The sequence below is a fragment of the Alloalcanivorax balearicus MACL04 genome, assembly GCF_025532145.1.
GTDB classification, from domain to species: Bacteria; Pseudomonadota; Gammaproteobacteria; order Pseudomonadales; family Alcanivoracaceae; genus Alloalcanivorax; species Alloalcanivorax balearicus.
This window is the reverse complement of the sequence record NZ_ARXS01000019.1, coordinates 1-25467: the sequence shown is the minus strand read 5'-3', so window position 1 is coordinate 25467 and position 25467 is coordinate 1. Positions and strand designations below refer to the sequence as shown.

The following is a 25467-nucleotide window of genomic DNA, read 5'->3' as shown; positions in this document are numbered from 1 at the left end:
CATGCCTATCGCCAATCATCACAGCGCCGTGCCCGTTACCGTCGATGCGGATAAATGCATCGCCGATAAAGGCTGCACCGTGTGCATCGACGTCTGCCCCCTGGACGTGCTCTGGATCGACGAGAGCACCGGCAAGGCCCACATGAAGTACGACGAGTGCTGGTACTGCATGCCTTGCGAAGCGGACTGCCCGACCGACGCGGTCACCGTGAACATTCCCTACTTGCTGCGCTGAGGTGCCCATGAACGCGTTTGACGATCCCGAACTGCAGGAACTGGCCGACCGCCTGGCCTCGCCGGATCCCGGCCTGCGCCGCGTGGCGGTACTGGACCTGGTTGACTGCCCGGAGCCGGAGGCGGTGACGCTGCTGATCCAGGCACTCCGGGACCCGGACCCGCAAGTACGGCAGGAAGCCGCCAAGGTGGTCGATGAGTTTGAGTCCGAGGATATGGCCGACGCTCTGATCGCCGCGCTCAACGACAGCGACGAGGTGGTGCGCAACGCCGCCGCCCATGCGCTCTCGGACCTCAAGGACCCGGCCGCGGCCAAACCGCTATTGGCCGCCCTGGAAGAAAGCCGCGACCCGTTCGTGGTGGCGGGTATTCTGCGAGCGCTGAAGTCCTTGCGCGAACCTGCCGCCCGCGAGCCGGCGCTGGCTCGTCTGAATGCGGCCGATCCCGGTGTCCGCCGTGAAGCCGTCGGATTACTCGGCTGGCTCAAGGAGGAAAGCAATCTGCCGGCGCTGATCGATCGTGCCCGCGATGACGACGATGCCGAGGTACGCCGTGCCGCCGTCGGCGCGCTGGTTTATGCCGAGCCCGCCTCGGTGGCCGAAGCGCTCCGGTACGTGGTTGGCGATCCGCACTGGCAGGTGCGTGCCGAAGCGATGAACAGCATTGGCAAACTCCATCATCAGGACAGTCTGCCTCTGCTCATCGAAGCCACCCGGGATAACACCTGGCAGGTGCGCGAAAAAGCCGCCGACGCCATCGGCAAGCTCGGCCGGGTGGAAGGCATTCCGGCACTGGGCGAGTGCAGCCGCGATGCCATGAGCAATCTGCGCAAGGCCGCCATCGGCGCGCTCGGCGCCATCGCTCACGAGCAATGCCGGCCCTACATTCAAACCGCTCTGGATGACCCGGACCCGGACGTTCGCAAACTGGCCCGTTGGGCGCAATCGAAGTTGAGCGCCGCCTGACCAACGGCCATCGCCTGCAAGGAGACGACGATGACATTCGTGGTGACCGAGAACTGCATTCGCTGCAAATACACCGACTGCGTGGAAGTGTGCCCGGTGGACTGCTTCCACGAAGGAGAAAACTTCCTGGTAATCGATCCGCAGGTCTGCATCGATTGCGCACTGTGTGTGCCGGAGTGTCCCGCCGGCGCCATCTATGCGGACAACGAACTGCCCGAAGGGCAGGAGATGTTCGTGGCACTGAACGCGGAGCTGGCCAGGGTCTGGCCGGTACTGGCCGAAACGTCGGAGCCCCTGCCCGACGCCGAAGTCTGGGAAGGCAAGGGCGACAAGCTTCAGTACCTGCAACGCTGAGTGCGCGACAACTTGTCATGACAAGTTATCCCAGGCAACAACCAACCCGGAGCCGGAAACGACAATGACATACCACACCGAGCTCAACGCCCCGGAGGAAATCCACCTGTGCAACGGCGGACGCACTCTGGAGCTGATCTGGGAACATGGCGAGATCTCCCGCCTCGCCAGCACCGCCCTGCGCCGTGCCTGCCGCTGCGCGTACTGCGAAGCGGCCCGGCGGCGCGGCACTGACCGGGTCGACGGCGACATTACGATCCGAAACGTGGCCATGGCCGATCTCGGCGCCCTGCAATTGACCTTCTCCGACGGCCACGACCGCGGCCGTTTTCCCTGGAACTATCTTTACCGTGTCGACGATCTTCACCGCCTCGGCGACAGCGCGGAGGCGTCACCGTGACAACGACCAGCGGATGCCGGCGCCTGCATCACGGCGTTCACGTTTTCTCCCCAAAGGGGGATCGAATTCAACTTTGCCTGTTATTGGAGGATAGACATGGCTGCCATTGGTAAAGAGAACGTACTGAGTGTGCACCATTGGAACGACACGCTGTTCAGCTTTCGCACCACTCGCGATCAGGCCCTGCGCTTCGAGAACGGCCATTTCGTCATGATCGGTCTGGAGCTGGACGGCAAGCCGCTGATGCGCGCCTATAGCATCGCCAGCGCCAACCATGAAGAACATCTGGAATTTCTCAGCATCAAGGTACCAGACGGTCCGTTGACGTCACGACTGCAGCATTTGAAAGAAGGGGACGCGCTGATCGTCAGCCGCAAACCCGTCGGTACCCTGGTGGTACACGACCTGAATCCGGGTAAGAACCTGTTCCTGCTCGGCACCGGAACCGGTCTGGCGCCCTTCATGAGCATCATCAAGGATCCTGAGATTTATGACCGTTTCGACAACATCATCCTGGTCCACGGCGTCCGTTATGTGAGCGAACTGGCCTATCACGATTACATTCACCAGGCGTTACCCGCACACGAATTTCTTGGCGAGTGCATTCGCGAAAAACTGATCTACTATCCTACCGTGACCCGGGAGCCGTTCCGCAACCGGGGGCGGATCACCACCCTGATCGAAAGTGGCAAACTCACCGACGACCTCAGTCTGCCGGCACTGAACCCGGAAACCGACCGGATCATGCTGTGCGGCAGCCCGGCGATGCTGGAGGAACTGACCAGGATGCTGGACGCCCGTGGCTTTCAGGCGTCTGCGCATCAGGGACAACCTGGCGATTACGTCATTGAGCGCGCCTTCGTGGAGCAGTGAGTCGGCCACGTCCCACAAGCCAGACGACGGCGGCGTCAGCCGCCTTCCGGCAAACCGAACAACAAAGCCCGGTGCGCGCCCATGGCCGCCATGGTGCCGTCCGCCATCGCCAGAGTAATGTTGGCGGCCTGAGCCATATCGCCACAGGCGAAGACACCGGGAATCGAGGTGGCCTTGATATCGTCGGTGACGATAACGGTACCCATGGGCGTTTGCTCCAGCTTGCAGCCCAACTGTTCCGCCAGCGGCCCGGCCGGCGCCACCTCGGTGGCCACGAACAGGCCCGCCAGGTCCATCGCCCGCCCATCCGCCAGCGCCACCGTGGCCTGATCGCCGGACACCGCGATCACCGGTTCGGCTTCCACGGTAACGCCCCGCTTCGCCAGGTCGTGTTGCTGTTCGGCGTCCAGGGTCAGCACGCCATTGGTGAAAAACGTGGTGGCCCCCCACTCCGGAATCAATTGCGCCTGATGCAGCGACATCGGCCCGCTGGCAAGCACTCCGAGCGCACCCCGGTTCAGTTCGTAGCCGTGGCAGTACGGGCAATGAAACACCGAACGTCCCCATCGTTCCTTCAATCCCGGCACGTCGGGCAAGGTGTCGGAGACGCCGGTAGCAAGGATCAGGAGGCGGCCGGAAAACCGATCGCCGTCAGCCGTGCCCACATCGAATCCGCCATCAAACGGGCTCGCCGATACAGCTTCGCCATCACGCCAGGTGAGATCCGGGTAGAGCATTAACTGCCGCTTCCCTTCAGCGGCGATTTCCCCCGGCGGGCGCCCATCCTGGGCCAGAATGCCGTGGGCGGCCTCCGCGAAGCGGTTACGTCGCAGCCCATTGTCGATCACCAGCACCTTGCGGCGGGCACGCACCAGCGGCAGCGCCGCGGACATGCCGGCATAGCTGCCGCCGATAATAATGACGTCAAACATAACAGCCTCCGGCGAACGTAGCCGCGGTCAGGAGGAACAGTGAGAGTGGTCCCGCCGTTGCAGGCCTTGATGAAAATCCCGGCTCAGATCCGCCAGGGTCACATCACGCAGTCGTGCCATCAGTACCGCTTCTGCCTGTTGGAACGCGTCGTTCATGTGAGCGTTGACCGCTTTTTCCACCAGGCAGCCAGGCGATTCCGTGCGGTTACCCATGGCGAACACCACCGGCTCACCCAGGGCCACATAGATGTCATGCAGGGTGACGGCGGCGAGGTCGCAGCACAGACGCCAACCACCACCATGCCCCTTGACCGAGGTCACCAGCCCCTGCTCGCGCAGGCCGGCGAGGGTGCGACGAATCACAACCGGATTGGTCTGCATGATCCCGGCCAGGGCCTCGGAGGTCACCGCTCCTTCCATCTCCGCCATGTGCAGAAGCACGTGGAGCACACCCGATAATCTGCTGTCTCTTTTCATGTAACAAACAGTATTACATTAAGGTGCGACATGCAAACCCTGACCACCACTCCAGGCCAATTATCGATTTCTGCGTCGGTGTGGAACCGTATGAGCGTACGCACCTGGTCGAGCAGGAACTTTGCTTCATCACGGTTTGGGAATGACTGTCTGCATTGAGGCACGGGTCTGTACGCGAATGTGCCAACACCGGAGGACCGGAATTCGCCAGCAGGCTGGCTCCCACAGCGGCTTCGTAGCTCCTTCTGTCCCCGACGGAGACGGTCAGGCATTTCCTGGATGGCGGCTATAGCCTCGCAGGAAAGACGCATTCAGGTGCGTTTCAATGGCGTCCGCCAGACGGTCCAGAGCCGCCTGCCGGTGTTGCTCATAATCCGTTGTGCTCTCTTGCGGTGGCTGTAATAACCCACCGCACACGCCGGCTCGGTCGAACAGGCCGTGCAGATAGCCCCCCATCACCTGGCCATCGTCGCTAACCGCACCGTCCAGGCGTCCGCCCACATCGAACAGCGGCCGTTGCAGCGCCGGCCCGGCAGTGACGCCGTTATGAATTTCGTAGCCGGACACCGCTTCGCCGCCCGGCAGCAAGCGCGCCTTCACCTGCCGCAGCTGCTTGCCGGCCACCAGCGTGGTTTCCATATCCAGCAGTCCCAGTCCGTCGCTGCTGCCAGGATGTCCTTCGATACCGTCCGGATCGTGTATCACACTGCCCAGCATCTGGAAGCCCCCGCAGATGCCCAGCAGTCGCCCGCCGTAACGTAAATGACGCTGTAAATAGGGCTCCCAGCCTTGCTCCCGCAACCATTCAAGATCGGCGCGGGTGTGTTTGCTGCCAGGCAGGATCACCCAATCAGCCGGTGGCGGCGTTTGTCCCGGTCCGATCAGGTGCAAGGCAATACCGGGATGCAAGCGCAGCGGATCCAGATCATTGTGATTGCTGATGCGAGGAAAGACCGGCACCACCACATTCAGTGCCTCACCGACATGCTCACCGGCATCGGCCACCGCGTCTTCCGCGTCCAAAAGCAAACCGTGTAGATAAGGCAGCACGCCAAGCACCGGTTTACCGGTGCGTTGCTCCAGCCAGTCCAGCCCGCTTTGCAGGAGTGCCGGGTCGCCACGAAAGCGATTAATGACGAAACCCACGACCCGGTTGCGTTCACTTTCGCAGAGCAGCTCCAGCGTACCCACCAATTGCGCGAAGACACCGCCCCGGTCAATGTCGGCCACCAGAATCACCGGGCAATCCACCGCTTCGGCAAAGCCCATGTTGGCGATGTCATTCTCGCGCAGATTGATCTCCGCCGGACTGCCGGCGCCTTCGGCGATAATCACCGGGTAACGCGCGGACAGATCACGCCACGCCGCCAACACTGCCTCGCGGGCGGTGTTTTTGTAATCGTGATAGGCAATGGCGCCCATGTTGCCGAGCACCTGCCCGCGCACAATCACCTGGGCACCACGGTCGGTCTGCGGTTTGAGCAATACCGGATTCATATCGCTGTGCGGCGCGAGACCGCAGGCCAGCGCCTGCAACGCCGTGGAGCGGCCGATCTCACCACCGTCCTCCGTCACCGCGCTGTTCAACGCCATGTTCTGCGGCTTGAACGGCGCCACCGCCACCCCCTGCCGCGCCAGCCACCGGCACAACGCCGCCACCACCGTACTTTTCCCGGCATCCGAAGTAGTGCCCTGCACCATTAATGTCACCGAGCCGCCGGTCACACGGAAAGGCGCGCTCTGATTTTCACTGTTCACTGTTAACTATTCACTGCCTTTAAAGCTCTATTCCTTTCTGCGCCTTCACACCAAGATCCTTGAACGCGTGCTTCACCACTTTCATCTCGGTGACGGTGTCGGCCAGTTCGATCAGTGGCTTCGGTGCGTAACGACCGGTGACCACCACGTGTTGCATTTCCGGGCGGTCCTGCAGGTCATCCAGCACCGTGTCCAGATCCAGATACTCGTAGCGCAAGGCGATGTTCAATTCGTCCAGCACCACCAGTTTGTAGTCCGGGTCACGCAACATACGGCGCGCTTCGGCCCAGGCGGCTTCGGCGGCGGCCACATCACGTTCGCGGTCCTGGGTATCCCAGGTATAGCCTTCGCCCATGACGTGATAATCCACCAATGGCTGCGCGCGGAGAAATCTCTCCTCGCCAGTTTTGAACGCGCCCTTGATGAACTGCACCACGCCGACTTTCATATCATGGCCCAGAGCACGCGCCGCCATACCAAAAGCGGAACTGCTTTTGCCTTTGCCTGGACCGGTCAGCACCAACAGCACGCCCTGGCTGTTCTGCGCACGGGCGATCCGTTCCTGCATGATTTTCTGTTTTTTCGCCATGCGTTCGGCATGGCGTTGCGGGGTTTTGGCGTCTTCACGCATGGTCTTTATCTCCAACAAACAACGCCGCCACCGCTTCCGGCGCCGACGGGAAATAGCCGTGAAAGTAACTGGCGGTCAGATTGCCTTCACGGAACACCGGCTCACCGCCGGTGCCACTTTGTTTTTCACTATGCTGATCCGGCACGCGTGGCGTTTCCAACCTGGAGTAGTGGAAGGTATGCCCCCGCAGCTGTCCCCGTGGCAACGACAAGGCGTGCAATCCAAGACCCTGCAAGCGCTCCATCATCAGCGCCTCGCCGGGCAGCAGGCCAAGCATGGCGTGGCGCCGGCCCTTGTTGTCCACCAATGTCTCCATGCAATACATCAGCCCGCCGCACTCCGCCAGGATCGGCTTGCCTTGTCGATGATGGTCACGGATCGACGCCCGCATGGCCAGATTTGAGGATAACGCTCCGCCATGCTGTTCCGGGTAGCCACCGGGCAACCAGAGCGCTTCCACCTCCGGCAACGTCCGGTCATTCAGCGGTGAGAAAAAACACAGCTCGGCGCCCATGGCGGTGAGCAGATCCAGGTTGGCCTGATAGAGAAAACCAAAAGCGGCGTCCCTGGCCACCGCGATGCGACGGCCGGCCAACAGCGCCGGGGGCGGCGCCGGACAATTCGCGCTCAACGTCACCGCCTCCGGCAACCGGTCCAGGCCCGCCTCCGCCAGCACCGCCGCCACCGCATCCAGGCGCCGGTCCAGGTCGATCAATTCCTCCGCCTGCACCAGCCCCAGATGCCGCTCCGGCAACGCCAGGTCCGGGTGGCGAGGCACCGCGCCCAGCAGCGACAGATCCGCGGACAGACCTTGCGCCAGCATCTCACCATGACGGGGACTGCCGATGCGATTGGCGATCACCTGTCGCAGGCGCAACCCGGGACGGAATCTCGCCAGCCCCAGGGCCAGCGCAGCGAATGTCTGCGCCATGCCAGCCGCATCAATGACCGGAATGACCGGCAGATCACACAGTTGTGCCAAATCAGCACTGGAGGGTGAGCCATCGAACAGGCCCATGGCCCCTTCCACCAGCACCAGGTCCGCGTCACGGGCGGCCTCGGCGAGACGCCAGCGGCATTCCGCCTCACCGGTCATCCACGGCTGTATTTGATACACCGGCGCGCCGCTGGCGCGGGCCAGGATCATCGGGTCGAGATAATCCGGGCCAAACTTGAATACCCGCACACGGCGGCCAGCGTTGCGGTGCAAGCGGGCCAGACCGGCGGTGATCAGAGACTTGCCCTGCCCCGATCCGGGTGCGCTGATCAGAGCGGCGGGCGCGCAGCCCTCCACTCGGGAAACCGCTTGTGTCATGAAGGGCGGTCCTTATGTCATTGCTGCCCCACGCCACTTACACGCAACACACTCTTTAAAGGCCGCTACGAAGCCGCTGTAGGAGCTTGCCTGCAAGCGAATTGTGCTTGCGGTCCAAGAGGTTCGCTTGCAGGCAAGCTTCTACAGCGGCTGCGTAGTCCGGCCTGTGAAAAGTGGCCGGCGTGTTGCATGTCTGTAAATTGTGGAACAGCGGTGGTCCTTATGTTCAGAGAATCACTCCGGCAGGAATAACCGGGTGCCGTTTATTTCGGTAACCATAAGCCGTTGCCGGTAGAGCTTCTCCAAAGCCTCCGGTATCAGCATGGCGTCGGCGGGCCCATGGCACAGCTCACCGTCGGGATAGAGCAGCAGGACCCGGTCACACCAGCGCGCGGCCAGGTTCAGATCGTGCAGGCACAGACACAGGCCCGCGCCCTGTTGCGATTGCCGCTCCAACAACCGCATCACCGCCACCTGATGATGCAGGTCGAGATGATTGGTGGGCTCGTCCGCCAACCACAGGGCCGGTTGTTGGGCCAGGGCCGTGGCCAGCGCAAGACGCTGACGCTCTCCGCCGGACAGGGTACTGACCAGCCGCGGTTCCAAATGGCTCAAATCCAGTTGACGTAAAGCGTCCCGGGCCCGTTCCAGATCCGCCGCGGTTTCCATGCGCCACGGCGGCAGGAACGGATGTCGGCCGATCAGCGCGGTCTCCAGAACGGTGGCGGGGAAACCGTCCTGCCGTTCCTGAAACACCACCGCCAGCCGCTGCGCGACTTGACGGCGGCGCCATTGAGACAGTGGTTTGCCATCCAGCAGCACCTGCCCGGAGCGCGGCGCGCGCAAGCCCGCCAGGGTATGCAGCAGGGTGGTCTTGCCGGCACCATTGGGGCCGAGAATGCCCCAGCGCTGCCCCGGTTCGATACGCAGACTCAGCGCGCGCCCGGATACCCGCCCGGGCACGTCGATGATCAGCTCGCGGGTTTCCAGCACGCTCATCATCGGCTCCGGTAAAGCAGGAACAGGAACACCGGCACCCCCAGCAGCGCGGTGATCACACCCACCGGCAACTGTTGCGGCGCCAACAGGATACGGGCCAGGGTATCCGCCAGCGTCAGCAAGATGCCGCCGGCCAGGGCGCTGGCCGGCAGAATCAAACGCTGATCGTTGCCCAGCACCAAACGCAGTAAATGAGGCACGATCAGGCCGACGAAGCCGACGCTGCCGGCGGTGGTCACCGCCACCGCGGTGACCAGGCTGGCCAGCACGTACACGGAGGTCTCCAGCGGCCGCACCGCAACGCCCAGAGCCGCCGCTTGCAGCGGCCCGCGCGCCAGCACATTGAGTGAGCGCCCCAACGGCAACATGGCCGCCACCGCGACCACCAGTACCAGCCAGGCCCAACCCGGAGCGCCGGCGTGGGAGAGATCCCCCATCAGCCAATACAGCATGCCGGGCAAACGTTCCGCCGGACTCATGGTAAGCAGAAAGCTGATCACCGCGCTCCACCCCGCCGCCACCACCACGCCGGTGAGCAGCAACCGGGTCGGAGTCCAACTGCCAACGCCCCGAGCCAGACCGAATACCAGCAACGTGGACAGCAAGGCTCCGGCGAAGGCGGAGCCGGATACCAGCACCGCCCCGGCGCCCAGCAGCATGGCGCCAAGCGCGCCGACGGCGGCCCCGCCGGATAATCCAAGTACGTAAGGATCGGCCAGCGGATTGCGCAACAACACCTGCATCAGGGCACCGGCCAGAGCCAGCAAACCACCGGTGGCGAACGCCGCCAGCGCCCGGGGAGCACGCAGCGACCAGATCAGATCCCGCTGCAGTTCGTTGCCGCCACCGGTGAATACCGCCCACAGATCGGTGGCGCCCAACGGCACGCTGCCCACTGCCACCGCCAGGGTCATGGCCAGCACACCTGCCAGCACCAGAACCCACAGAGCGGTCCAGGGGTAAGCGCGCGCCGGCGCGTCAACGCCGGGCACGGGCCTGCTCCAGGTGTTTGCACAGCCGGCGGGTCCCTTCCAGCATGCGCGGCGTGGGCCTTTGCAAAGTGGAAGGCGGAACGAAGAACAGGTTGTCGCGACGCACCGCGGTGAGCGAACCGAACTCACGCCAGGGATCGAGCCAGGCCGGGTTATCCTCGCCCATGCCGCCGGCGATAATCACCTCCGGGTCGGCGCCCAGCACCGCTTCGCGGCCGATTCGAGGGGTCAACGCCGGCAACCCGCCGAACACGTTGACGCCGCCACACAGACGAATGGATTCGCTGATCAGGTGCTGGTCGTTCACCGTCATCAACGGCTCTTCCCATACCTGGTAGAACACGGTGACCGGTTTGGCGTCGCCGTGGCGTTCGCGCAGCGCCTTGATGCCGGCGCGGAACTGCTCCGCCACCGGCTTGCCCACCGGCCCGGTACCGGCCAGTCTGGCGAACCGTTCCAGAGTGCCGCCGATCATTGCGAAGCGGACCGGTTCGCTGTAATAGACGGTGAGGCCGAGCCGTTCCAGCTGTTCGATCTGAGCGGCCGGATTACCGCTGCGCCAGGCGATCACCAGGTCCGGCTTGAGCGCCAGAATCGCTTCCAGGTCCAGCCGTTTATAGCTGCCCACCCGGGGCACCTTGCGCGCCGCCGGCGGTTCGTCGCTGAAGCTCACCGCGCCCACCACCTGCTCACCGGCACCGGCGGAAAACAGCAGCTCCACCGCGCCCGGCGACAGCGCCACGATACGTTGCGCGGGCCGCTCCAGGCAGACTTCACGGCCGACGTCATCCTCGACACAACGGGGTGCCGCCATGGCGGCCAGGGGCAGCAGCGCGATCAGTATCGTCGATACCATCCATGGTCCCATTCTGCATCGCCCCATCCTGGCCACCATAACGTTCTCCCGTTGCGATCAGCGGATATCGTAGCGCACGCTGACGAACACGGTGCGGCCGGCGTTGAGATAATTCCAGCCGGAATAATTCTGCGCCGTGGCGTATTCCTTATCGAACACGTTCTTCACCGAGACCCGGGTGGTCCAGTCCGGAGCGAAGCGCCAGCTGGCGCGCAGGTCCAGCAAGCCATAGCCCGGCAGGCGCTGGGTGGCGGCGGCGTCGTTGTAACGGTGATCCTGGAACACCGCGCTACCGCCCAGCGACACGGAGCCGAAATCCCGGTCCACATCGAAACGCACGCTCTTGCGGTTTCGACGCTGCAACAGCTCATCGGTTTCCTCATCCTTGGGATCCAGCACCGTTATCGCCATGGCCAGGCGCCATTGGTCCAAATCCAGACCGGTTTGCAGTTCGGCGCCGCGAATGCGCGCTTCATTGACGTTGTAGGGCAAATACTTACCGTCCCGCAGTTCCGAAGCGATCAGATCCTCAACATCATTCTGGAATACCGACAGGTCCCAGAAGCCACGGCCGTACTGCCCGCGAATGCCGACCTCCTTGTTTTCGGATTTTTCCGGCGACAGATCCGGATTGCCGAAGCCAGGGTAGTACAGTTCATTGAAGGTCGGCGCCCGGAAAGCGGTGCCGTAACTCACGCGAACGCGATGATGCGGGTTCAAGGCGTAACCGAGGGCCACACCGCCCGTGCTCTTGTGGCCAAAGGCTTCGTTGTCGTCATAGCGCACGCTGGCCTGCGCATCGAGATCACCGAAGGTGGTCATCAGTTGGGCGAAGGCCGCCTTGTTCTCACGATTGTCCAGACTGTATTGCGTGGTGCTTTCGATGTCGTCACGCAGATACTCGCCACCGACGATCAGTTCCACGTAATCGTTCACCGCGAAGTGGTTCTTCAGATTGACGGCGCGGGTCTTGGTGTTGAAGGTGCTGGTCAGATCACCGTCGGTGAAATTCTCGTTTTCATCCCGCGCCTCACTGACCTGCAACTGCATCAGCCAGTCGTCGGACACCAGCAATTCACCGCGCAGGGCGCCCACCTGGATCAGATAATCCGTGTCCTCCCGGTTGGCGGCGGTGCCGGGCTCGAACTCGGTGTTGCCCTCGGCGCGGAATCCCATCACGCCGATTTCCGCCCGCTCGCCGAACCGATGACTCAGTTTGACGATGCCGGAGGTATTGTCGTAACCACGATCATCACCGTGCTGGCGCAGGCGGGTGCCGTCGGTATCGAAACGGTTCACCGCCATGCTGTAACGGGTGCCGTCTTTCTCACCGGCGGCACCGCCACCGATGGAACGGGTATTGAAGCTGCCGCCGCCCAGCTCCAGCCAGGCGCCGGGTTCACCGTGCCCGTCCGGGGTGAACACCTGAACCACGCCGCCCACGGCGTCGGAACCGTACAGACTGCCGCGCGGGCCGCGCACGACTTCCACCCGATCGATCATTGATGGCGGCAGGAACTGCCAGGATGGGGTGCCGCCCGTGGCGGGGCGGATGCGCACACCGTCGAGCAACAGCAAGGTGGAGCTGCCGCCGGTGCCACGCATGTAGACGCTGGTGTTCTTGCCGAAAGCGCCGTTGCCGATGATATCCAAACCGGGCTGAGCGCGCAGAATGTCCGCCATTTCCAGCGGTTGCTGCTCACGCAACGTTTGTTCGTCGATCACCGCTACCGGCGTGAGACTGGCGCGGGCGGTTTGCGTGGTCATGCTGGGCGTCACCACCACCGGATCGAGCCGATTCTCGTGGGGCTCGACGTCCGGCAGCGACAATTGCGCCAGCAGTATGGGATCGGTTGGGCTTTCCCCGGCGTGGGAGGCGGTGGCGCACAGGCCGATAACGGCGGCGGCCACCGGAGTCAGTTTGAATCTGGACATGGCACGAATTTCCCCTGGCCGTGCTCACCCGCACGGCGAATGGTGTCGTGTCACGGCGGGACATCCGGGAGAGGCGGCGGAGGCAAGCCACGAAAGCAGGCGCGGGAAACGCCCTCGCATCACCCGGCGGCCGCCCACCGCGACGCCTGGCGGAGAGGCAAGCCTCTCCCCTTCGGGCCGGTATCCGGACTGATGAGGTGGAAGGCGGAACGCTCTTCCGCCGCGATCACCTTCCCATGCCTGAAGCACAGTGGTGGCGGCCGGCGCCGGACCGGTCGCGGATCGCGGTGTACTCAATCACCGTTGCGGGGGCAGTGCCGGATTCACCGTTGGGGGCTGCTCGCAACCCAAGGTTCACCGACTTCCCGTTTAACCCGTAGCCTGGCAGGCTCCCGGGCACCCGAAAGTGGCGCGAAACTATCAATCCGGCCGCGGCGGGTCAATGATTTCCCGCACCGCCGGCGCGGCCAGGGCTTGCTCCAGCCGTTTCCAGGCGGTGACCTCCTCCGGTGGCAGGCCGATGCGCAGGGCCGGCGGTTCAACGAAATCCCGCACCAGAATGCCTTGTCGGGCCAGCGCATCGGCCAGTGCCATGGCTCGTGAATGGGGGCAGTAAAGGAACAGATCCGTGCCGCCGGCCACGGGAAGCCCCGCACGTTCCAGCAGCGTGGCCAAGCGCCGCGCCGCCCGCCGCCGCTCTGTCCGATTTTCGTGTTGCCAGGCGTGGTCCGCCAGGGCGCCCGCCATCACCGCCTGGGCCGGGCCGCTCAGGCTCCAGGGCCCCAACGCCCGCGCCAGCCGTTCCAACAACGCGGCTTCGGCGAAAACCCAGCCGGCACGGACGCCCGCCAGCCCGAACACCTTGCCCAGAGAGCGCAGCACCACCAGTCCCGGTGTCCCGGTATCGGCGGCGACACTCAACGCCGGCTCATCCAGAAAGGCTTCATCCACCACCAGCCAGCCGCCACGGTCGGCCAGCCGCCGACACCAGGCCAACAGCCGCTCCGGCGGCAACCGCTCGCCGCTGGGATTATTCGGATTGATCCAGACCAGCACATCCAACTGGTCCAGCGCCGCCTCTACCTGCTCGCTGTCGAGACCGCGCACCTGATGGCCGGCCCGCCGCCAGCACAAGGCGTGCTCGCCATAGCCGGGCACCGGCACGCCGACCCGGCAAGGCGCGCACAACAGCGGCAGTTGCTGAATCGCCGCCTGGCTACCCGGCACCGCCAGACAGGCCGCCGTTGACGGCGCGCCCACCCATTGGCGGGCCAGCTCCGCCAGTGCCGGGGCCGGCTCCGGCAACCGTTGCCACACCTCCGGCGGCAGCGGCGGCACTGGCCAGCCGTTCGGATTGATGCCGGTGGACAGGTCCAGCCAGTCCGCCTCCGGGCGCCGCCAAAGCCGGGCCGCCGCCCGGCGGCGGCCGCCGTGATCGCGTTCCCAGTCCCGGCTCATGGGCTCCCCACCGACAGCAACACACTTCCGGTCACCGCCACCAGCAACCACAGCCCAAGAGCTCTGCGCAGCAACCGCAGCGACGCCTTGATGGTCGCCGCCTCCGCCGCCGGGCCGGCACCCAGCACGGGCCGTTGCCGCCATTGGCCGTGATAGGGCGCGCCGCCGCCAAGCGATACGCCCAGCGCCCCAGCGCCAGCGGCCATCACCGGGCCGGCATTGGGACTCGACCACTGCCCGGCTTGCCGGCGCCAACAGGACAGCGCCAGCCGCGTGCGTCCACACAGCACGTAGCTCAATGCGGTGAGTCGCGCCGGCACCCAGTTGAGCAGGTCGTCCAGACGGGCCGCGGTTTTGCCGAAATATTCGTAACGCTCGGTGCGATACCCCCACATGGCGTCCAGGGTGTTGGCGGCGCGATGGGCCACCACACCAGGTAGGCCCGCCAGCAGAAACCAGAACAGGCTGGCGAACACGGCGTCGGCGCCGTTCTCCAGCACCGACTCGGTGGCGGCGGTGGCGACGCCGGTTTCATCCAGGGCGGCGGTGTCGCGGCTCACCAGTTGTCCCACGGCGGCACGGGCGGCGGGCAGATCACCAGCGGACAGCGGCCGCGCCACCGCCAGAGCGTGCTCATGCAGACTGCGCGGCGCCATCGCCAACCACAGCACCAACACCTGCAGCGGCCATAACAGCAACGGCGGCAACCACCACTGGCAGAACACGGCCACCAGCACCGGGCCACCCACCAGCAACAGCGTCGCCTTGAAGCCGACTCCCGCGCTCCGGTCGGGCCGCCGGTTCCAGCGCCGCTCCAGGGCCGTGGCCCAGCCGCCGAACACCACCAACGGATGCCCACGCCGGGGTTCCCCCAAAGCGGTGTCCAGTAAAACAGCCAGTACGCACAGCCAGGCGCTCATGGATTGTGGAGACCATCGCAACGAAACAGGGCGCCAAGTCTAGCGTGGGTGGCGGGGGGCACAACACTTGCAGCGCATGGGGGCGCTCAGACGTTTGCAACATTCGCTTGCAAGCAAGCTCCCACAGCGGCTTCGTCGTTACTCCCGTACCCCTGTTTCCGGGTGAGACCATGATTTTGTGGAACACCAGTGGTCCACGGACCCCAATTCGCTTCTTCCCTTGACAGCCCCTCCGGGCGTGCCGACCATTTTGCTCTTTGCCACTGGATGAGCCCGTGTCCGTCACCCCTCCTTTCTGGCGACAACCGCCACCACCCCTGAACCCGGATTTTCTCCAGCAGGGCCATCAGCGTCAGGCCGGTCTGACCAAACCCGCCGGCTCCCTGGGACGGCTGGAACAGCTTGCCATTACCCTGAGCGCGCAACAGCAACGCCCCCACCCGGCGGTGGACCGCGTGCGCATCGTGGTGTTCGCCGCCGATCATGGCGTTTGCGCCGAGGGCGTTTCCGCTTTCCCTCAGGAAGTGACCGGTCAGATGATCGCCAACTTCGTCAACGGCGGTGCCGCCATCAGCGTACTGGCCCGCCATCTGGGCGCGGAACTGGAAGTGATCAACCTCGGAACCGCCCACCCGTTGCTCGCCCATGACGGAGTGGTGATGGCGGAAATCGCCCCCGGCACAGCCAATCTGGCGGCGGCGCCGGCGATGAGCTCCGAACAACTGCAGGCCGCCTTGCATGCCGGGCGGGACGCCGTGCAACGGGCGACAGAGGCCGGCGCCGAGCTGTTCATTGGTGGTGAGATGGGTATCGGCAACACCACCGCCGCGGCAGCGGTGGCCTGTGCCCTGCTGGACCTGGCGCCGGAGATACTGGCCGGCCCCGGCACCGGGCTTGATGCGGACGGCATCCGCCACAAGGTGGCGGTGCTGCATCGGGCGTTGCAACGTCATAGCGATACCGTTGCCGAGGCCGACCAGCCACTGCCGGTACTCGCCTCCCTCGGCGGCTTTGAGGTGGCGGCCCTGGCCGGCGCCTTCCTGGCCGCCGCCCAGGCCCGGATCCCGGTGCTGGTGGACGGTTTCATCGCCTCGGTGGCGGCGCTGGCGGCAACGCGCTTGCAGCCGGGCCTGACGGACTGGCTGCACTTTGCCCATCAATCCGCCGAGCCCGGTCACGCCCGAGTCCTGGCCGCGCTGGACGCCGATCCGCTACTGCGACTGGGCATGCGGCTTGGCGAAGGCAGCGGCGCGGCCACGGCGGTCCCTCTGCTGCGCCAGGCCTGCGCCCTGCATAACCAGATGGCGTCGTTCCAGGACGCGGGCATCAGCAAAGGACAGTAGCGATGGATACTGAAACAACCACCTGGGTGGACCTGATCCGCCACGGTGAACCGGAAGGCGGGCGCCGCTATCGTGGACACCGGGACGACCCGCTCAGCACCACCGGCTGGGCGCAGATGCGCGGCGCCATCAGTGCCGATGAGCGTTGGGACGCGGTGCTCTGCTCACCCTTGCTGCGTTGCCGCGCCTTCGCCGAGGAAGTGGCGCGACAACAGGGCTTGCCTTTGCATGTGGAACCGCAACTGAAGGAAATCCACTTCGGTGACTGGGAAGGCTTCACCCCCACCGAACTGGCGCAACGGGACGGCGAGCGGCTGGCGGCGTTCTGGGCCGACGGTGAGCGCCACCCGCCTCCCAATGGCGAATCCCTGACCGAATTCCACGCCCGCGTAGCCGGCGCCTGGCAACACTGGACCGACCGGCTATCGGGACAGCGCGTGCTGCTGGTCGGCCATAGCGGCATGATCCGCATGATACTGGCTTCGGTACTGGATCTGGCCCCGTCACGGGCCATGGCTCGCCTCTATATCCCCTACGCCGGCCGCAGCCGGGTACGGCTGGACGACACCGAACACGGCCGTCTCGGCTGCCTGCTCAGTCACGGCCTGACGCCATGATAGCCACACCGCTACGCACCGCCCTGGCGTTGATGACCCGCCTGCCCAGCGGGCTGAAGCAGACGCCTGACGACCGTGATCAAGGCCTGGCGGTGGCGTGCTACCCCCTGGTGGGCCTGATCGTCGGACTGCTGTTGTGGCTCGGCGCCGCCGCCGGCGGCTGGCTGCATTGGCAAAGCGCGCCGCTGGCCATTCTGTTGGTGGCGGCCTGGGTGCTGATCACCGGCGCCCTGCATCTGGACGGTCTGGCGGACAGCGCCGACGCCTGGCTCGGCGGCTACGGCGATCGCGAGCGCACCCTGCGCATCATGAAAGATCCGGCCAGCGGCCCCGCCGGGGTATGCGCCGTGGTGCTGGTACTGCTGGGCAAATCCCTGGCGTTGTGGACACTGCTGGATCTGGGCTGGTCGCTGCCGCTGCTGTTGGCCCCGGTGCTGGCCCGCGCGGCCGGCGCCTCACTGTTCCTGCTGTTGCCCTACGCCCGCCCGGAGGGCCTGGGCCGCGCCGGCGCGGACCACCTGCCCCGGGACAAGGTCACCGTGGCCCTGGCACTAACCACGCTGCTTGCCGTACTGCTCGGTGGACTGGCCGGTGCCATCTGGGTGCTGATCAGCGTGCTCATAACCTGGGCCGCCGTGCGCTTGCTCCGTCAGCGGCTGGGCGGCTTCACCGGGGACACCGCCGGCGCTTTGATCGAGGTGGTGGAAACCCTTGTTCTGCTGGCCGCCGCTTTGGTGCTGTAATCCCAGGCCCGCTGGTACTGCTCGAGAAACCAGGCCCAGTCCCGCTCCGGCATGACGCCACGGTGACGGCCGAACTGATCCAGATCGCGCCATGACGCGGTGGCCCGCCGGAGCCGGCGGCGGCTCTTTTCCAGATCGATCAACGCCACCCGCGGCCGGCCGCGCCCCACATTGACGAACACATGCTTGGCGTAAAGGCAGCCGTGTTGCCAACCGGCGGTGTGCAGTCGCACCAGAATGGTGGCCAGATCATGGAGCATGGCATGCCGCTCCTGTTCCGCGCGCGGCGCCTGCTCATACCATTGATCCAGGCTGATGAAGCCGGTCAGCGCTTCGGTGACCAATAGCGCACGCCATTGTCCCTGTTCGCGCCGGGCGCCGGCGTAGCGAAGCACCGGCAAGGGAATGTCCAGAGCCTGCCAGGCCCGGTAAGCCTCCGCCTCGCGGATCACCGTGGGTCGCCCCAGCGGATACCGCAGCGAGCGATACAGATGGCCGGTTTGCCGTTTGCAATACAGCCCCGGCGCGCCATCATCCTCGACTTGCAGGTACTGGACGCCGCTTTCGCCACCTCGCCGCTGGTTGGCGGGCTCCACCCAGGGTCCATGGCGTTGCCACCAGTAGCAGAAAGTTGATTCACTCATCTCTGCTCCCGGCGGCGGTATCGCTCTTGCGCAAAGTGTAGACCCGCCACATGGCGTAACCCGGCAGAAAATCCTGGTGACCGACTATGGCGAAGCCGGCGTCATGGAATTCCCGTTCCACTTGCTCCCGGGCGATGATGAAACGGTTGCGGCTGTAGTTGCGATCATAGTTGCGACCCTGCTCGCGACGTTGTTCCAGACGGCGGCGGCGCCACGCTTTGTAGTTGCCATCCATCCACAGGGACAGGATCACCGTATCGCGGCTGACCCGATAAAACTCGCGCAGCATGGCCGTGCGGTTTTCGGCGTCGGCGACATGATGAAGCAGACGCATGCAGAACACGCAATCAACGCTGGCGTCATCGAGATCGATGGAGAACGCCGACGTTTGCAAGGTCCGCACCCTTCCCTGGCTTTCACTGCCCTGATAGCGGCGGGCCACATCCAGCATGTCGGCGGAGTAGTCAGCAGCCAGGATCTCCCGGCCCGGATGCTCGGCCAGAGTCGCCCAGAAACGACCCGCGCCGCAGGGCAGGTCCAGCACCAACCTGGGCTCGCCGGCCTGTTTCAGAGCGCGCCGCGCAAGCTGTTGATCGCGCCAGTTGGACAGCCGGCGGGACCAGCCATCCTGGTGTTTTTTCAGATAGTGCTCGGCGTGTTGCAGGTCGTACTTCCTGGAAAATTCCAGTTCCACCGGCCCGGAATCCGACATGGCTCTACTCCATTGGAAATATCAGCCATAACAGTAGAAAAACCCGCCTGAAACACTCGTCAAGGAGATGTCAAAATTTCGTTAAGTGGGCATTTTTCGGAAAAAATCAGGACGATGACAACGACACATGAAAACAGCAGCCGCCCACTGGCAGGGAGGTGACCGAGATACGCCAACCCTGACTGGCACAGATGCGTTTCACCAGCGAGAGGCCGAGCCCCATGCCCTCGCCCCGAGCGCTGCTTCCCCGCACGAACGGCTGAAAAACCGTCACCTGCTCCGCTTCGGGGATGCCGGATCCGCTATCTTCCACTTTGAAGCCATGCGTCGACACCGTCAGTATGACACCGCCGTTCTCGGTGTAATGGCAAGCATTGCGCAGCAGGTTGCCCAGAACCGCTCCCAGTAAAGTCTGGTTATAGGCCTTCACGCTACCGTCTCCACCGTTCTGGTAGCGCACCTGAAAATCCAGACCCTTGGTACGCATCAGAGGCGCCCAGCGGGCACATTGTTCTTCCACCACCTGCTCAAGAGTGGCGTCGGCGGCGAAGGCCGAGTCCTTTGGATCATTACGCGCCAGCATCAGGAAAGTATCCACCAGGCCGTGCATTTCCTTTACCGAACGGGCGATGCGCTCCACCTGTTCCCGTTCCCGCTCCGCCAGTGGCCGGGCGGCCAGCAATTCACAGCTGCCGGCGATCACCATCAGCGGCGTGCGCAGTTCGTGACTGACATCTCCGGTGAACAGGCGCTCGCGCTCAAGGGATTCATGCAAGCGCCGCAGCGTGGCATCGAAGGCCGCCGCCAGATGTCCGATTTCATCGTCCGCGTAATGCAGGGCCAGGGGCGGCGAATGGGAAAGCAAGCGATCTTCCTGGCGTACCTGCCAGGCCAGCCGCACCAAAGGGGCCATCACTTTTCTTGCCAGCAACCAACCGAGCAAGCAAGCGGCCACCACGCTGAGCAGGAAACCAACCGCGACCACCTGGAACAATGCCTGCTCACGGGCTTCAAACTCCTGCTGCTCCTGCAACAGCAAATAACGATGTCCTCTCTCATCACGCACATAGGCGTAATACGCTTCGCCGCCGCGCTCCAACTCGTGAAACCCGGCAGCCAGCGTCATCATCCACGGCGCCGACGGCAAACCCGCGCCGGCATCACTGTAGAAACGGGTCTTCACGTCCAGCCGTGACGAAGAACGTGCCGACGCATCATCGGAAAGAATCGCCTCCATTTTACGATCCATTTCCTCCGACATCAGATGCTGCTCGACAAAATGAACGGAGAAGAAAATGCCAAAGGAAAACAGTCCGCTGACCACCAGTGTCATCAACGTAAAAGCAATCACCAAACGCCGGACGAACGGCTGCCGGCTAGACATCGGCACGGTCCGAGAGTCGATAGCCGATACCATGAACGGTCTGAAGAAGCGCCCGCTCGAAGGGTTTGTCCACCGCCTGACGTAATTGATGGATATGGCTGCGTAAGCTGTCGCTGTCCGGAGGATCTTCCCCCCATAACGCTTCCTCCAGCGCGTCCCGGCGCACCACCGCCGGGCTTTTCTGCATCAGGATCGCGAGCAACTTCAACGCCAACGGGTTCAGACGTAAAGTCTGATCTGCGCGGGTGACTTCCAGGGTATCCAGGTCGTAATGCAGGTCCGCCACTTGCAGATGCCGCTTCAGCTCACCATGACTGCGACGCAACACCGCTTCGATACGAGCCACCAGTTCCGACAATGCGAACGGCTTGATCAGATAATCATCCGCGCCGGTACGCAATCCCCGGACACGATCATCCAGAGCATCGCGTGCCGTCAGCATAATGATCGGCGTGGCCACGCAAGCGTCCTGACGCAGCCGTTCGCACAGCTGATAGCCGTCCATACCGGGCAGCATGATATCCAACAGAATCAGGTCGAACGGTTGGGTTACCGCCAGGTGCAATCCGCTGACCCCGTCCCGGGCACAATCCACCGTGAACCCCTTCAGTTGAAGGTAATCCATGACGTTGGCCAGAATATCCGGGTTATCCTCGATGACCAGAATACGCACATCTCTCTCCGACACTTCAGGTCAGACCGACGCCGCGCGAACGGCGGCCTGAGTGGCAAACACTCAGAAAGAAGACCTTCCAGTCCCCGATTACGTTCCATCGAACCCGCTCTGCATCCGCAATTCTTCATCCATTTTTCATCCCCTCGTCACCTTTAACTGGGCCCTTACAAATCGATACATGGCACTACCGTACTAAACGCAAGTGCCACGGTGCCGGTGCAATTCCCTGCTTACCCTTGGGGCGTTTATTGACCGTCTTTCAGCGGGGATCAGCATGGATCACAGGCGTCGCGCTCTGGTACGAGCGCTCGGGGCAGGCAGCACTTTGGCATTGGCCGGCTGTGGCGGAGGCAGCGGTGGTGACGGCGGCGCACCCACCGGCAATCCCGAAACACCCAACCAGCCCACGGACCCCGACACGCCGCCACCCTCACCGGAGCCGGAAACCCCGGTACCGCCCAACGTCCGTTTTCTTCATGGCGTGGCATCCGGCGACCCGCTCTCCACGCAAGTGATCCTGTGGACCCGGATCACTCCCGAGGAAGACGTCGAGGTACCGGTCACCGCCACCGTCGCCACGGATCCCGCCATGACCGCGGTGGTGGCTCAATACCAGGCCGTGGCCAGCGCCGATGGCGACTACTGCGTCAAGGTGGATGCCACCGGACTGCTGCCCGGCCGCTGGTATTACTACCGGTTCGAGGTGGGACAGCGGCGCTCCCCGATCGGCCGCACCCGCACTTTCCCGGCGTCCTGGAATGCTATTGACCGGGCCCGCTTCGCGGTGGTGTCCTGCTCCAATTTCCCCAACGGCTATTTCTCGGTCTACAAAGCGGTGGCGGAACTGGGCGACCTGGATTTCGTGCTGCATCTGGGAGATTACATCTACGAATACGGCGCCGGCGAGTACGGCGACTTTCCTGAACGCGTCCCCGATCCGCCTCATGAAATCGTCACCCGCGAGGATTACCGGCGGCGCCATGCCCAGTACAAAACCGATGAGGATCTGCAGGCGCTGCACCAGCAGTTCCCCATGATCGCGATCTGGGACGACCATGAGTCCGCCAACGACAGCTGGCACGGCGGCGCCGAGAACCACGACCCTCTCACCGAAGGTGTCTGGGAACAGCGCAAAAGTGCCGCCCGCGAAGTGTATTTCGAATGGATGCCGATCCGTCCCCACAAGCCGGGCAACACGGACATCATCTACCGTCGCTTCCACTTCGGCGACCTGCTCGATCTGACCCTGCTGGATACCCGGCTGGAAAGCCGTGACCAGCCGTTGCCGGCGGTGGCCGGCTCACTGGACCCGAACCGCAATGACCCGGATCGCCGTCTGATCAGCGAGGCGCAAATGGACTTCCTGCTCACCGGGCTCGACAACGCGCGAGGGCACTGGCGCTTCATCGGCCAGCAGGTCATGTTCGCGCAACTCAATATTCTCGAAATCCCCGGTCTGACCCCGGACATGAAGGGCCAGTTGCTGGCCGTCAACATGGATCAGTGGGACGGCTATACCGCCGACCGTGACACCATTCTCAAACACCTCGAAGACAACCGGATCGATAACGTGGTCGTGCTCACCGGGGACATTCACACCTCCTGGGCCAACGAGTTGTACCGCAATCCCGCCGTGCTGGTGGGCGATTTGTTCGCCCGACCGTTGGCGGCGGAATTCGTGGCGCCGTCGGTGACCAGCCCCGGCTTCCCCGACGGCCTGGCGGAGCTGGCCTCGGTCGCGCTTCCGGTGGTCAATCCGCATATTCGTTACACCGAACTGAAAACCCACGGTTTTATTCTGATGGATGTGACCCGCGGCCGCGCCCAGGCCGAGTTCCATTACGTCAACAGCATCGAGGCCTATGACCTGCGCGGTCAGCTCAATGATCGACTGACCAAGGTCGTGGCGGTGGAAAGCGGTAGCAGCCGCATCAAGGAAGACCTGCCGCTATCCCGCCCCCGAACGTTGCGCACCGCCCTGTTCAATCCTCCCGTCGAGCACAACCAGGAAGAGGTAATGTCATGAAGCCCCTATGGACGCTGCTGCCCCTGCTGGCAGCTCTGACTCTGGCCGCCTGCGGAGGGGGAGGTTCTTCCGGCAGTGACTCCGGCGGCGGCGCCAATCCCGATCCCAACGTGCCTGGTGACGGCGATGGCGGCAACGGGGGACCGGATCCCGAACCGGAGCCCGAGCCAGAGCCCCTGGCGGCGCTGCGCTTCATCGTGATCGGCGATTCCGGCAGCGGCTCGTCGGGCCAGTACGCGGTGGGGGAAGCCATTGCCGCCGTCTGCGATCACAAAGGCGGTATGGACGAAGCTTCCCCGTCCGCCGGTTGCCACCTTGCCCTGGGACTGGGCGACAACATCTACGAATCCGGGGTCACCAGCGTCGACGATCCCCAGTTCGAGGATAAATTCGAAAAGCCCTTCGAACCGATCCAGTTGCCGTTCTACATGGTACTGGGCAACCACGACAACACCGGTTACGTCGGCGGTGACGGCGCCGGCAATGCCCGCGGCGAGTTCCAGGTCGACTACCATTATTTTGATGGCAGGCTCTCAAACCGTTGGAAAATGCCGGACCGGTACTACCGGCACACGCCGGCTCCGACCACCCGTGACGGCCGCCCGCTGGTGGACTTTTTCGCCCTGGATTCCAACCCCATCGCCGGCGGCTTCGCTGACCCGAACATCGCCTACGCTTACCACACTTATGGCGTGGACCAGCGCAACTGGGCAGTGAACGCGCTGGCCGGTTCCAATGCGGTGTTCAAGATCGCCATGGCGCATCACCCTTATCTTTCCAATGGTTCCCACGGCAATGCCGGCAACTACGACGGCGTACCACATCAGATTTTACCGGTGCTGGCCGGCACCCGCTGGAAGGCGTTCATGGAAGAGACGGTATGCGATCAGGCCGACTTCTTCCTGGCCGGTCACGATCATGATCTGCAGGTGCTGTCGGGTGTGCCGTCCTCCTGCGGCCGCACTGAATTCATGGTCAGCGGCGCCGCCGGCAAACATCGCTCCATCGACGATCCGCAACGCAACGAGGCACTGTTCCAGCAAGGCGACGAGTACGGTTTCATGTGGCTGCAAGCCAGCGAAGCGGATGAGGACAAGCAAACGCCCGCGTCTCTTTGCCTGGAAGTTTACGTGGTGGATAAAGACGCGGCCGGGCTCGGCGTCATCAACGGCGACGACGAACTGACCCCGACGTTCACGTACTGCTATGACAAACAAGCGAAAACCGGTCTTACTCCCGGCAATGACTTTACCGGCCAGCCGATCGGCGACGGCGCCTTGCCATTGCCTCTGCCGGAGGACTTCGACGCCACCTTCACCGGCCCGTTGAAGGAATTGCGCGAAGCCCTGGTGTCGAGCTTCACCGAAGCCGGCGCGGACTTGCCGCCGGAAATGCGGCAAACGCTGGATCAACTGATCGCCGGCATGGACATTCTGTTGAACGCCCTGGATGCGGCCACCGCCGCCATCGTCAACGGTGACAGCAGTGAAATCACCCAGTCGGTGGAAGCGGTACTGGCCGCGGCCGAGCAACTGCAGGCCATCGATACCAGCAGCCTGCCGGCACCATTCGATCAATTGGGCGGTGCCTTCCAGGCCCTGGCCGCGGGGATCGGCAGCGGCGAAACCGAGCCGGGAGAAGGCAGCACGGTGGACGACATTGCCTTCATTGCCGGCCCCCTGGTGGAGCTGTCCCGCAATCTGCATAACATCCTCGATGGCATTGAAGAAGTCATGCCCGAAGAAGTACCGGTGTTCGCCGGGCTCACTTCAGTACTGTCCACCGTCACCCTCGGCCTGGCCAACACTCTGGAACAGCTGGTGGCCCTGGACGTCAGTGCCGGCGGTGACGAACTGGTGGGAACGGTTCAGCAAACCCTGGAGCATCTGGTCAACGATGTGCTCTGGCTCAACAAGATTCCTGGAGCCGGGGATTACCCCGCCCTGCCCGGGGATTTCCTCTCCTCGGTGCTGTCCACCCTGGTGCGGGAGATCACCACGATACTGGATACGGTGCTGGAAGGGCCTTTGGATTTTCTCCGCGATCTGCTGTCGCCGATCACCGGATTATTGCGGGACCTTTTGTCCGGTTTATTTGGTTAGGGAAAACATTATTGCTCCACAGAGCCGCGTTATAACGAGACCACTACGAAATCGCCGTGGGAGCTTGCCTGCAAGCGAATTTTTGGGCCGGGAAGCCCATTCGCTTGCAGGCAAGCTTGTA

Annotated in this window: 24 protein-coding genes, 1 pseudogene and 1 riboswitch; of the genes and pseudogenes, 10 read left to right on the top strand and 15 right to left on the bottom strand. The window is 63.8% G+C overall.

Features of this window, described 5'->3' with window-relative positions; translation table 11 throughout:
• Position 1 precedes the first annotated feature (1 nt).
• From MA04_RS15295 to MA04_RS15275, 5 genes are all read left to right on the top strand, one after another.
• Positions 2–235 carry a 4Fe-4S dicluster domain-containing protein gene (locus tag MA04_RS15295; RefSeq protein WP_133489970.1) on the top strand — a complete coding sequence of 78 codons (234 nt, stop codon included), beginning with the start codon at positions 2–4 and terminating at the stop codon, positions 233–235.
• A 7-nt stretch (positions 236–242) separates the two neighbouring features.
• On the top strand, positions 243–1199 hold the full coding sequence (locus tag MA04_RS15290; RefSeq protein ID WP_163122119.1) for a HEAT repeat domain-containing protein: 957 nt from the start codon (positions 243–245) through the stop codon (positions 1197–1199).
• Between the two features lie 30 nt (positions 1200–1229).
• The gene (gene fdxA, locus MA04_RS15285) at positions 1230–1553 is read left to right on the top strand and encodes a ferredoxin FdxA (RefSeq protein WP_163122122.1); all 324 of its coding nucleotides are present in this window, start codon (positions 1230–1232) and stop codon (positions 1551–1553) included.
• Between the two features lie 64 nt (positions 1554–1617).
• Positions 1618–1953 carry a DUF971 domain-containing protein gene (locus MA04_RS15280; RefSeq protein WP_262461382.1) on the top strand — a complete coding sequence of 112 codons (336 nt, stop codon included), beginning with the start codon at positions 1618–1620 and terminating at the stop codon, positions 1951–1953.
• Positions 1954–2049: 96 nt separating this feature from the next.
• Positions 2050–2826, top strand: coding sequence for a ferredoxin--NADP reductase (locus MA04_RS15275; protein ID WP_163122128.1), 777 nt, complete (start codon positions 2050–2052; stop codon positions 2824–2826).
• Positions 2827–2861: 35 nt separating this feature from the next.
• Here MA04_RS15275 and MA04_RS15270 read toward each other — a convergent pair whose 3' ends face one another.
• The 11 genes and pseudogenes from MA04_RS15270 to cbiB all read right to left on the bottom strand — a co-directional run bounded on the left by MA04_RS15270 (position 2862) and on the right by cbiB (position 15099).
• Complete coding sequence (locus MA04_RS15270; RefSeq protein WP_163122131.1) at positions 2862–3758, bottom strand: NAD(P)/FAD-dependent oxidoreductase; 897 nt, start codon at positions 3756–3758, stop codon at positions 2862–2864.
• Between the two features lie 27 nt (positions 3759–3785).
• A complete protein-coding gene (locus MA04_RS15265) occupies positions 3786–4235 on the bottom strand; it encodes an Rrf2 family transcriptional regulator (protein WP_262461379.1) in 450 nt (149 codons plus the stop codon).
• Positions 4236–4499: 264 nt separating this feature from the next.
• A complete protein-coding gene (locus MA04_RS15260) occupies positions 4500–5936 on the bottom strand; it encodes a cobyric acid synthase (protein WP_262461452.1) in 1437 nt (478 codons plus the stop codon).
• A gap of 76 nt (positions 5937–6012) precedes the next feature.
• Positions 6013–6624: a cob(I)yrinic acid a,c-diamide adenosyltransferase gene (cobO, locus tag MA04_RS15255; protein WP_163122137.1), complete on the bottom strand. Its 612-nt coding sequence runs from the start codon at positions 6622–6624 to the stop codon at positions 6013–6015.
• Positions 6617–7939, bottom strand: coding sequence for a cobyrinate a,c-diamide synthase (locus tag MA04_RS15250; protein WP_262461377.1), 1323 nt, complete (start codon positions 7937–7939; stop codon positions 6617–6619). Before MA04_RS15250 ends, cobO begins: the two co-directional genes overlap by 8 nt.
• 486 nt (positions 7940–8425) lie before the next feature.
• Positions 8426–8938, bottom strand: a pseudogene (locus MA04_RS15245) (ABC transporter ATP-binding protein); the annotation flags it as partial.
• On the bottom strand, positions 8938–9930 hold the full coding sequence (locus MA04_RS15240; protein ID WP_394356158.1) for a FecCD family ABC transporter permease: 993 nt from the start codon (positions 9928–9930) through the stop codon (positions 8938–8940). The gene MA04_RS15240 and the pseudogene MA04_RS15245, both read right to left, overlap by 1 nt.
• Positions 9917–10786 carry a cobalamin-binding protein gene (locus MA04_RS15235; RefSeq protein WP_394356159.1) on the bottom strand — a complete coding sequence of 290 codons (870 nt, stop codon included), beginning with the start codon at positions 10784–10786 and terminating at the stop codon, positions 9917–9919. Before MA04_RS15235 ends, MA04_RS15240 begins: the two co-directional genes overlap by 14 nt.
• Positions 10787–10843: 57 nt before the next feature.
• Positions 10844–12721: a TonB-dependent receptor domain-containing protein gene (locus MA04_RS15230; RefSeq protein WP_262461375.1), complete on the bottom strand. Its 1878-nt coding sequence runs from the start codon at positions 12719–12721 to the stop codon at positions 10844–10846.
• 158 nt (positions 12722–12879) lie between these two features.
• Positions 12880–13141: riboswitch (cobalamin riboswitch) on the bottom strand.
• Positions 13142–14179: a threonine-phosphate decarboxylase CobD gene (cobD, locus tag MA04_RS15225; protein WP_262461373.1), complete on the bottom strand. Its 1038-nt coding sequence runs from the start codon at positions 14177–14179 to the stop codon at positions 13142–13144. It lies immediately after the preceding riboswitch.
• The gene (gene cbiB / locus MA04_RS15220; protein ID WP_262461371.1) at positions 14176–15099 is read right to left on the bottom strand and encodes an adenosylcobinamide-phosphate synthase CbiB; all 924 of its coding nucleotides are present in this window, start codon (positions 15097–15099) and stop codon (positions 14176–14178) included. The genes cobD and cbiB overlap by 4 nt, the downstream gene beginning before the upstream one ends.
• A gap of 275 nt (positions 15100–15374) precedes the next feature.
• On the opposite strand from cbiB, the gene cobT reads away from it, so the two are divergent.
• Genes cobT through MA04_RS15205 form a run of 3 tightly spaced genes read left to right on the top strand, consistent with a single transcriptional unit; the run spans position 15375 to position 17802 of the window.
• Positions 15375–16442: a nicotinate-nucleotide--dimethylbenzimidazole phosphoribosyltransferase gene (gene cobT / locus MA04_RS15215; protein ID WP_262461369.1), complete on the top strand. Its 1068-nt coding sequence runs from the start codon at positions 15375–15377 to the stop codon at positions 16440–16442.
• A 2-nt stretch (positions 16443–16444) separates the two neighbouring features.
• A complete protein-coding gene (locus tag MA04_RS15210; protein ID WP_262461367.1) occupies positions 16445–17059 on the top strand; it encodes a histidine phosphatase family protein in 615 nt (204 codons plus the stop codon).
• Positions 17056–17802, top strand: coding sequence for an adenosylcobinamide-GDP ribazoletransferase (locus MA04_RS15205; protein ID WP_262461366.1), 747 nt, complete (start codon positions 17056–17058; stop codon positions 17800–17802). The genes MA04_RS15210 and MA04_RS15205 overlap by 4 nt, the downstream gene beginning before the upstream one ends.
• On the opposite strand, the gene MA04_RS15200 is transcribed toward MA04_RS15205, so the two are convergent.
• The 4 genes from MA04_RS15200 to MA04_RS15185 form a co-directional block, all read right to left on the bottom strand.
• Positions 17709–18446, bottom strand: coding sequence for a lipopolysaccharide kinase InaA family protein (locus MA04_RS15200; protein WP_262461365.1), 738 nt, complete (start codon positions 18444–18446; stop codon positions 17709–17711). The two genes, MA04_RS15205 and MA04_RS15200, sit on opposite strands and share 94 nt — an antisense overlap.
• Positions 18439–19158 (bottom strand): class I SAM-dependent methyltransferase, encoded by a 720-nt coding sequence (locus MA04_RS15195; RefSeq protein ID WP_262461362.1) that lies wholly within the window; start codon positions 19156–19158, stop codon positions 18439–18441. The genes MA04_RS15200 and MA04_RS15195 overlap by 8 nt, the downstream gene beginning before the upstream one ends.
• 106 nt (positions 19159–19264) lie before the next feature.
• Positions 19265–20542, bottom strand: coding sequence for a sensor histidine kinase (locus MA04_RS15190; RefSeq protein ID WP_262461361.1), 1278 nt, complete (start codon positions 20540–20542; stop codon positions 19265–19267).
• On the bottom strand, positions 20535–21215 hold the full coding sequence (locus tag MA04_RS15185; RefSeq protein WP_262461353.1) for a response regulator transcription factor: 681 nt from the start codon (positions 21213–21215) through the stop codon (positions 20535–20537). Before MA04_RS15185 ends, MA04_RS15190 begins: the two co-directional genes overlap by 8 nt.
• Positions 21216–21492: 277 nt before the next feature.
• Between MA04_RS15185 and MA04_RS15180 the strand changes: the two genes are divergently transcribed.
• Positions 21493–23244, top strand: a complete 1752-nt coding sequence (locus MA04_RS15180) for an alkaline phosphatase D family protein (protein WP_262461351.1) — start codon at positions 21493–21495, stop codon at positions 23242–23244.
• Positions 23241–25346, top strand: a complete 2106-nt coding sequence (locus tag MA04_RS15175) for a metallophosphoesterase (protein ID WP_262461349.1) — start codon at positions 23241–23243, stop codon at positions 25344–25346. The genes MA04_RS15180 and MA04_RS15175 overlap by 4 nt, the downstream gene beginning before the upstream one ends.
• Positions 25347–25467: the final 121 nt, after the last annotated feature.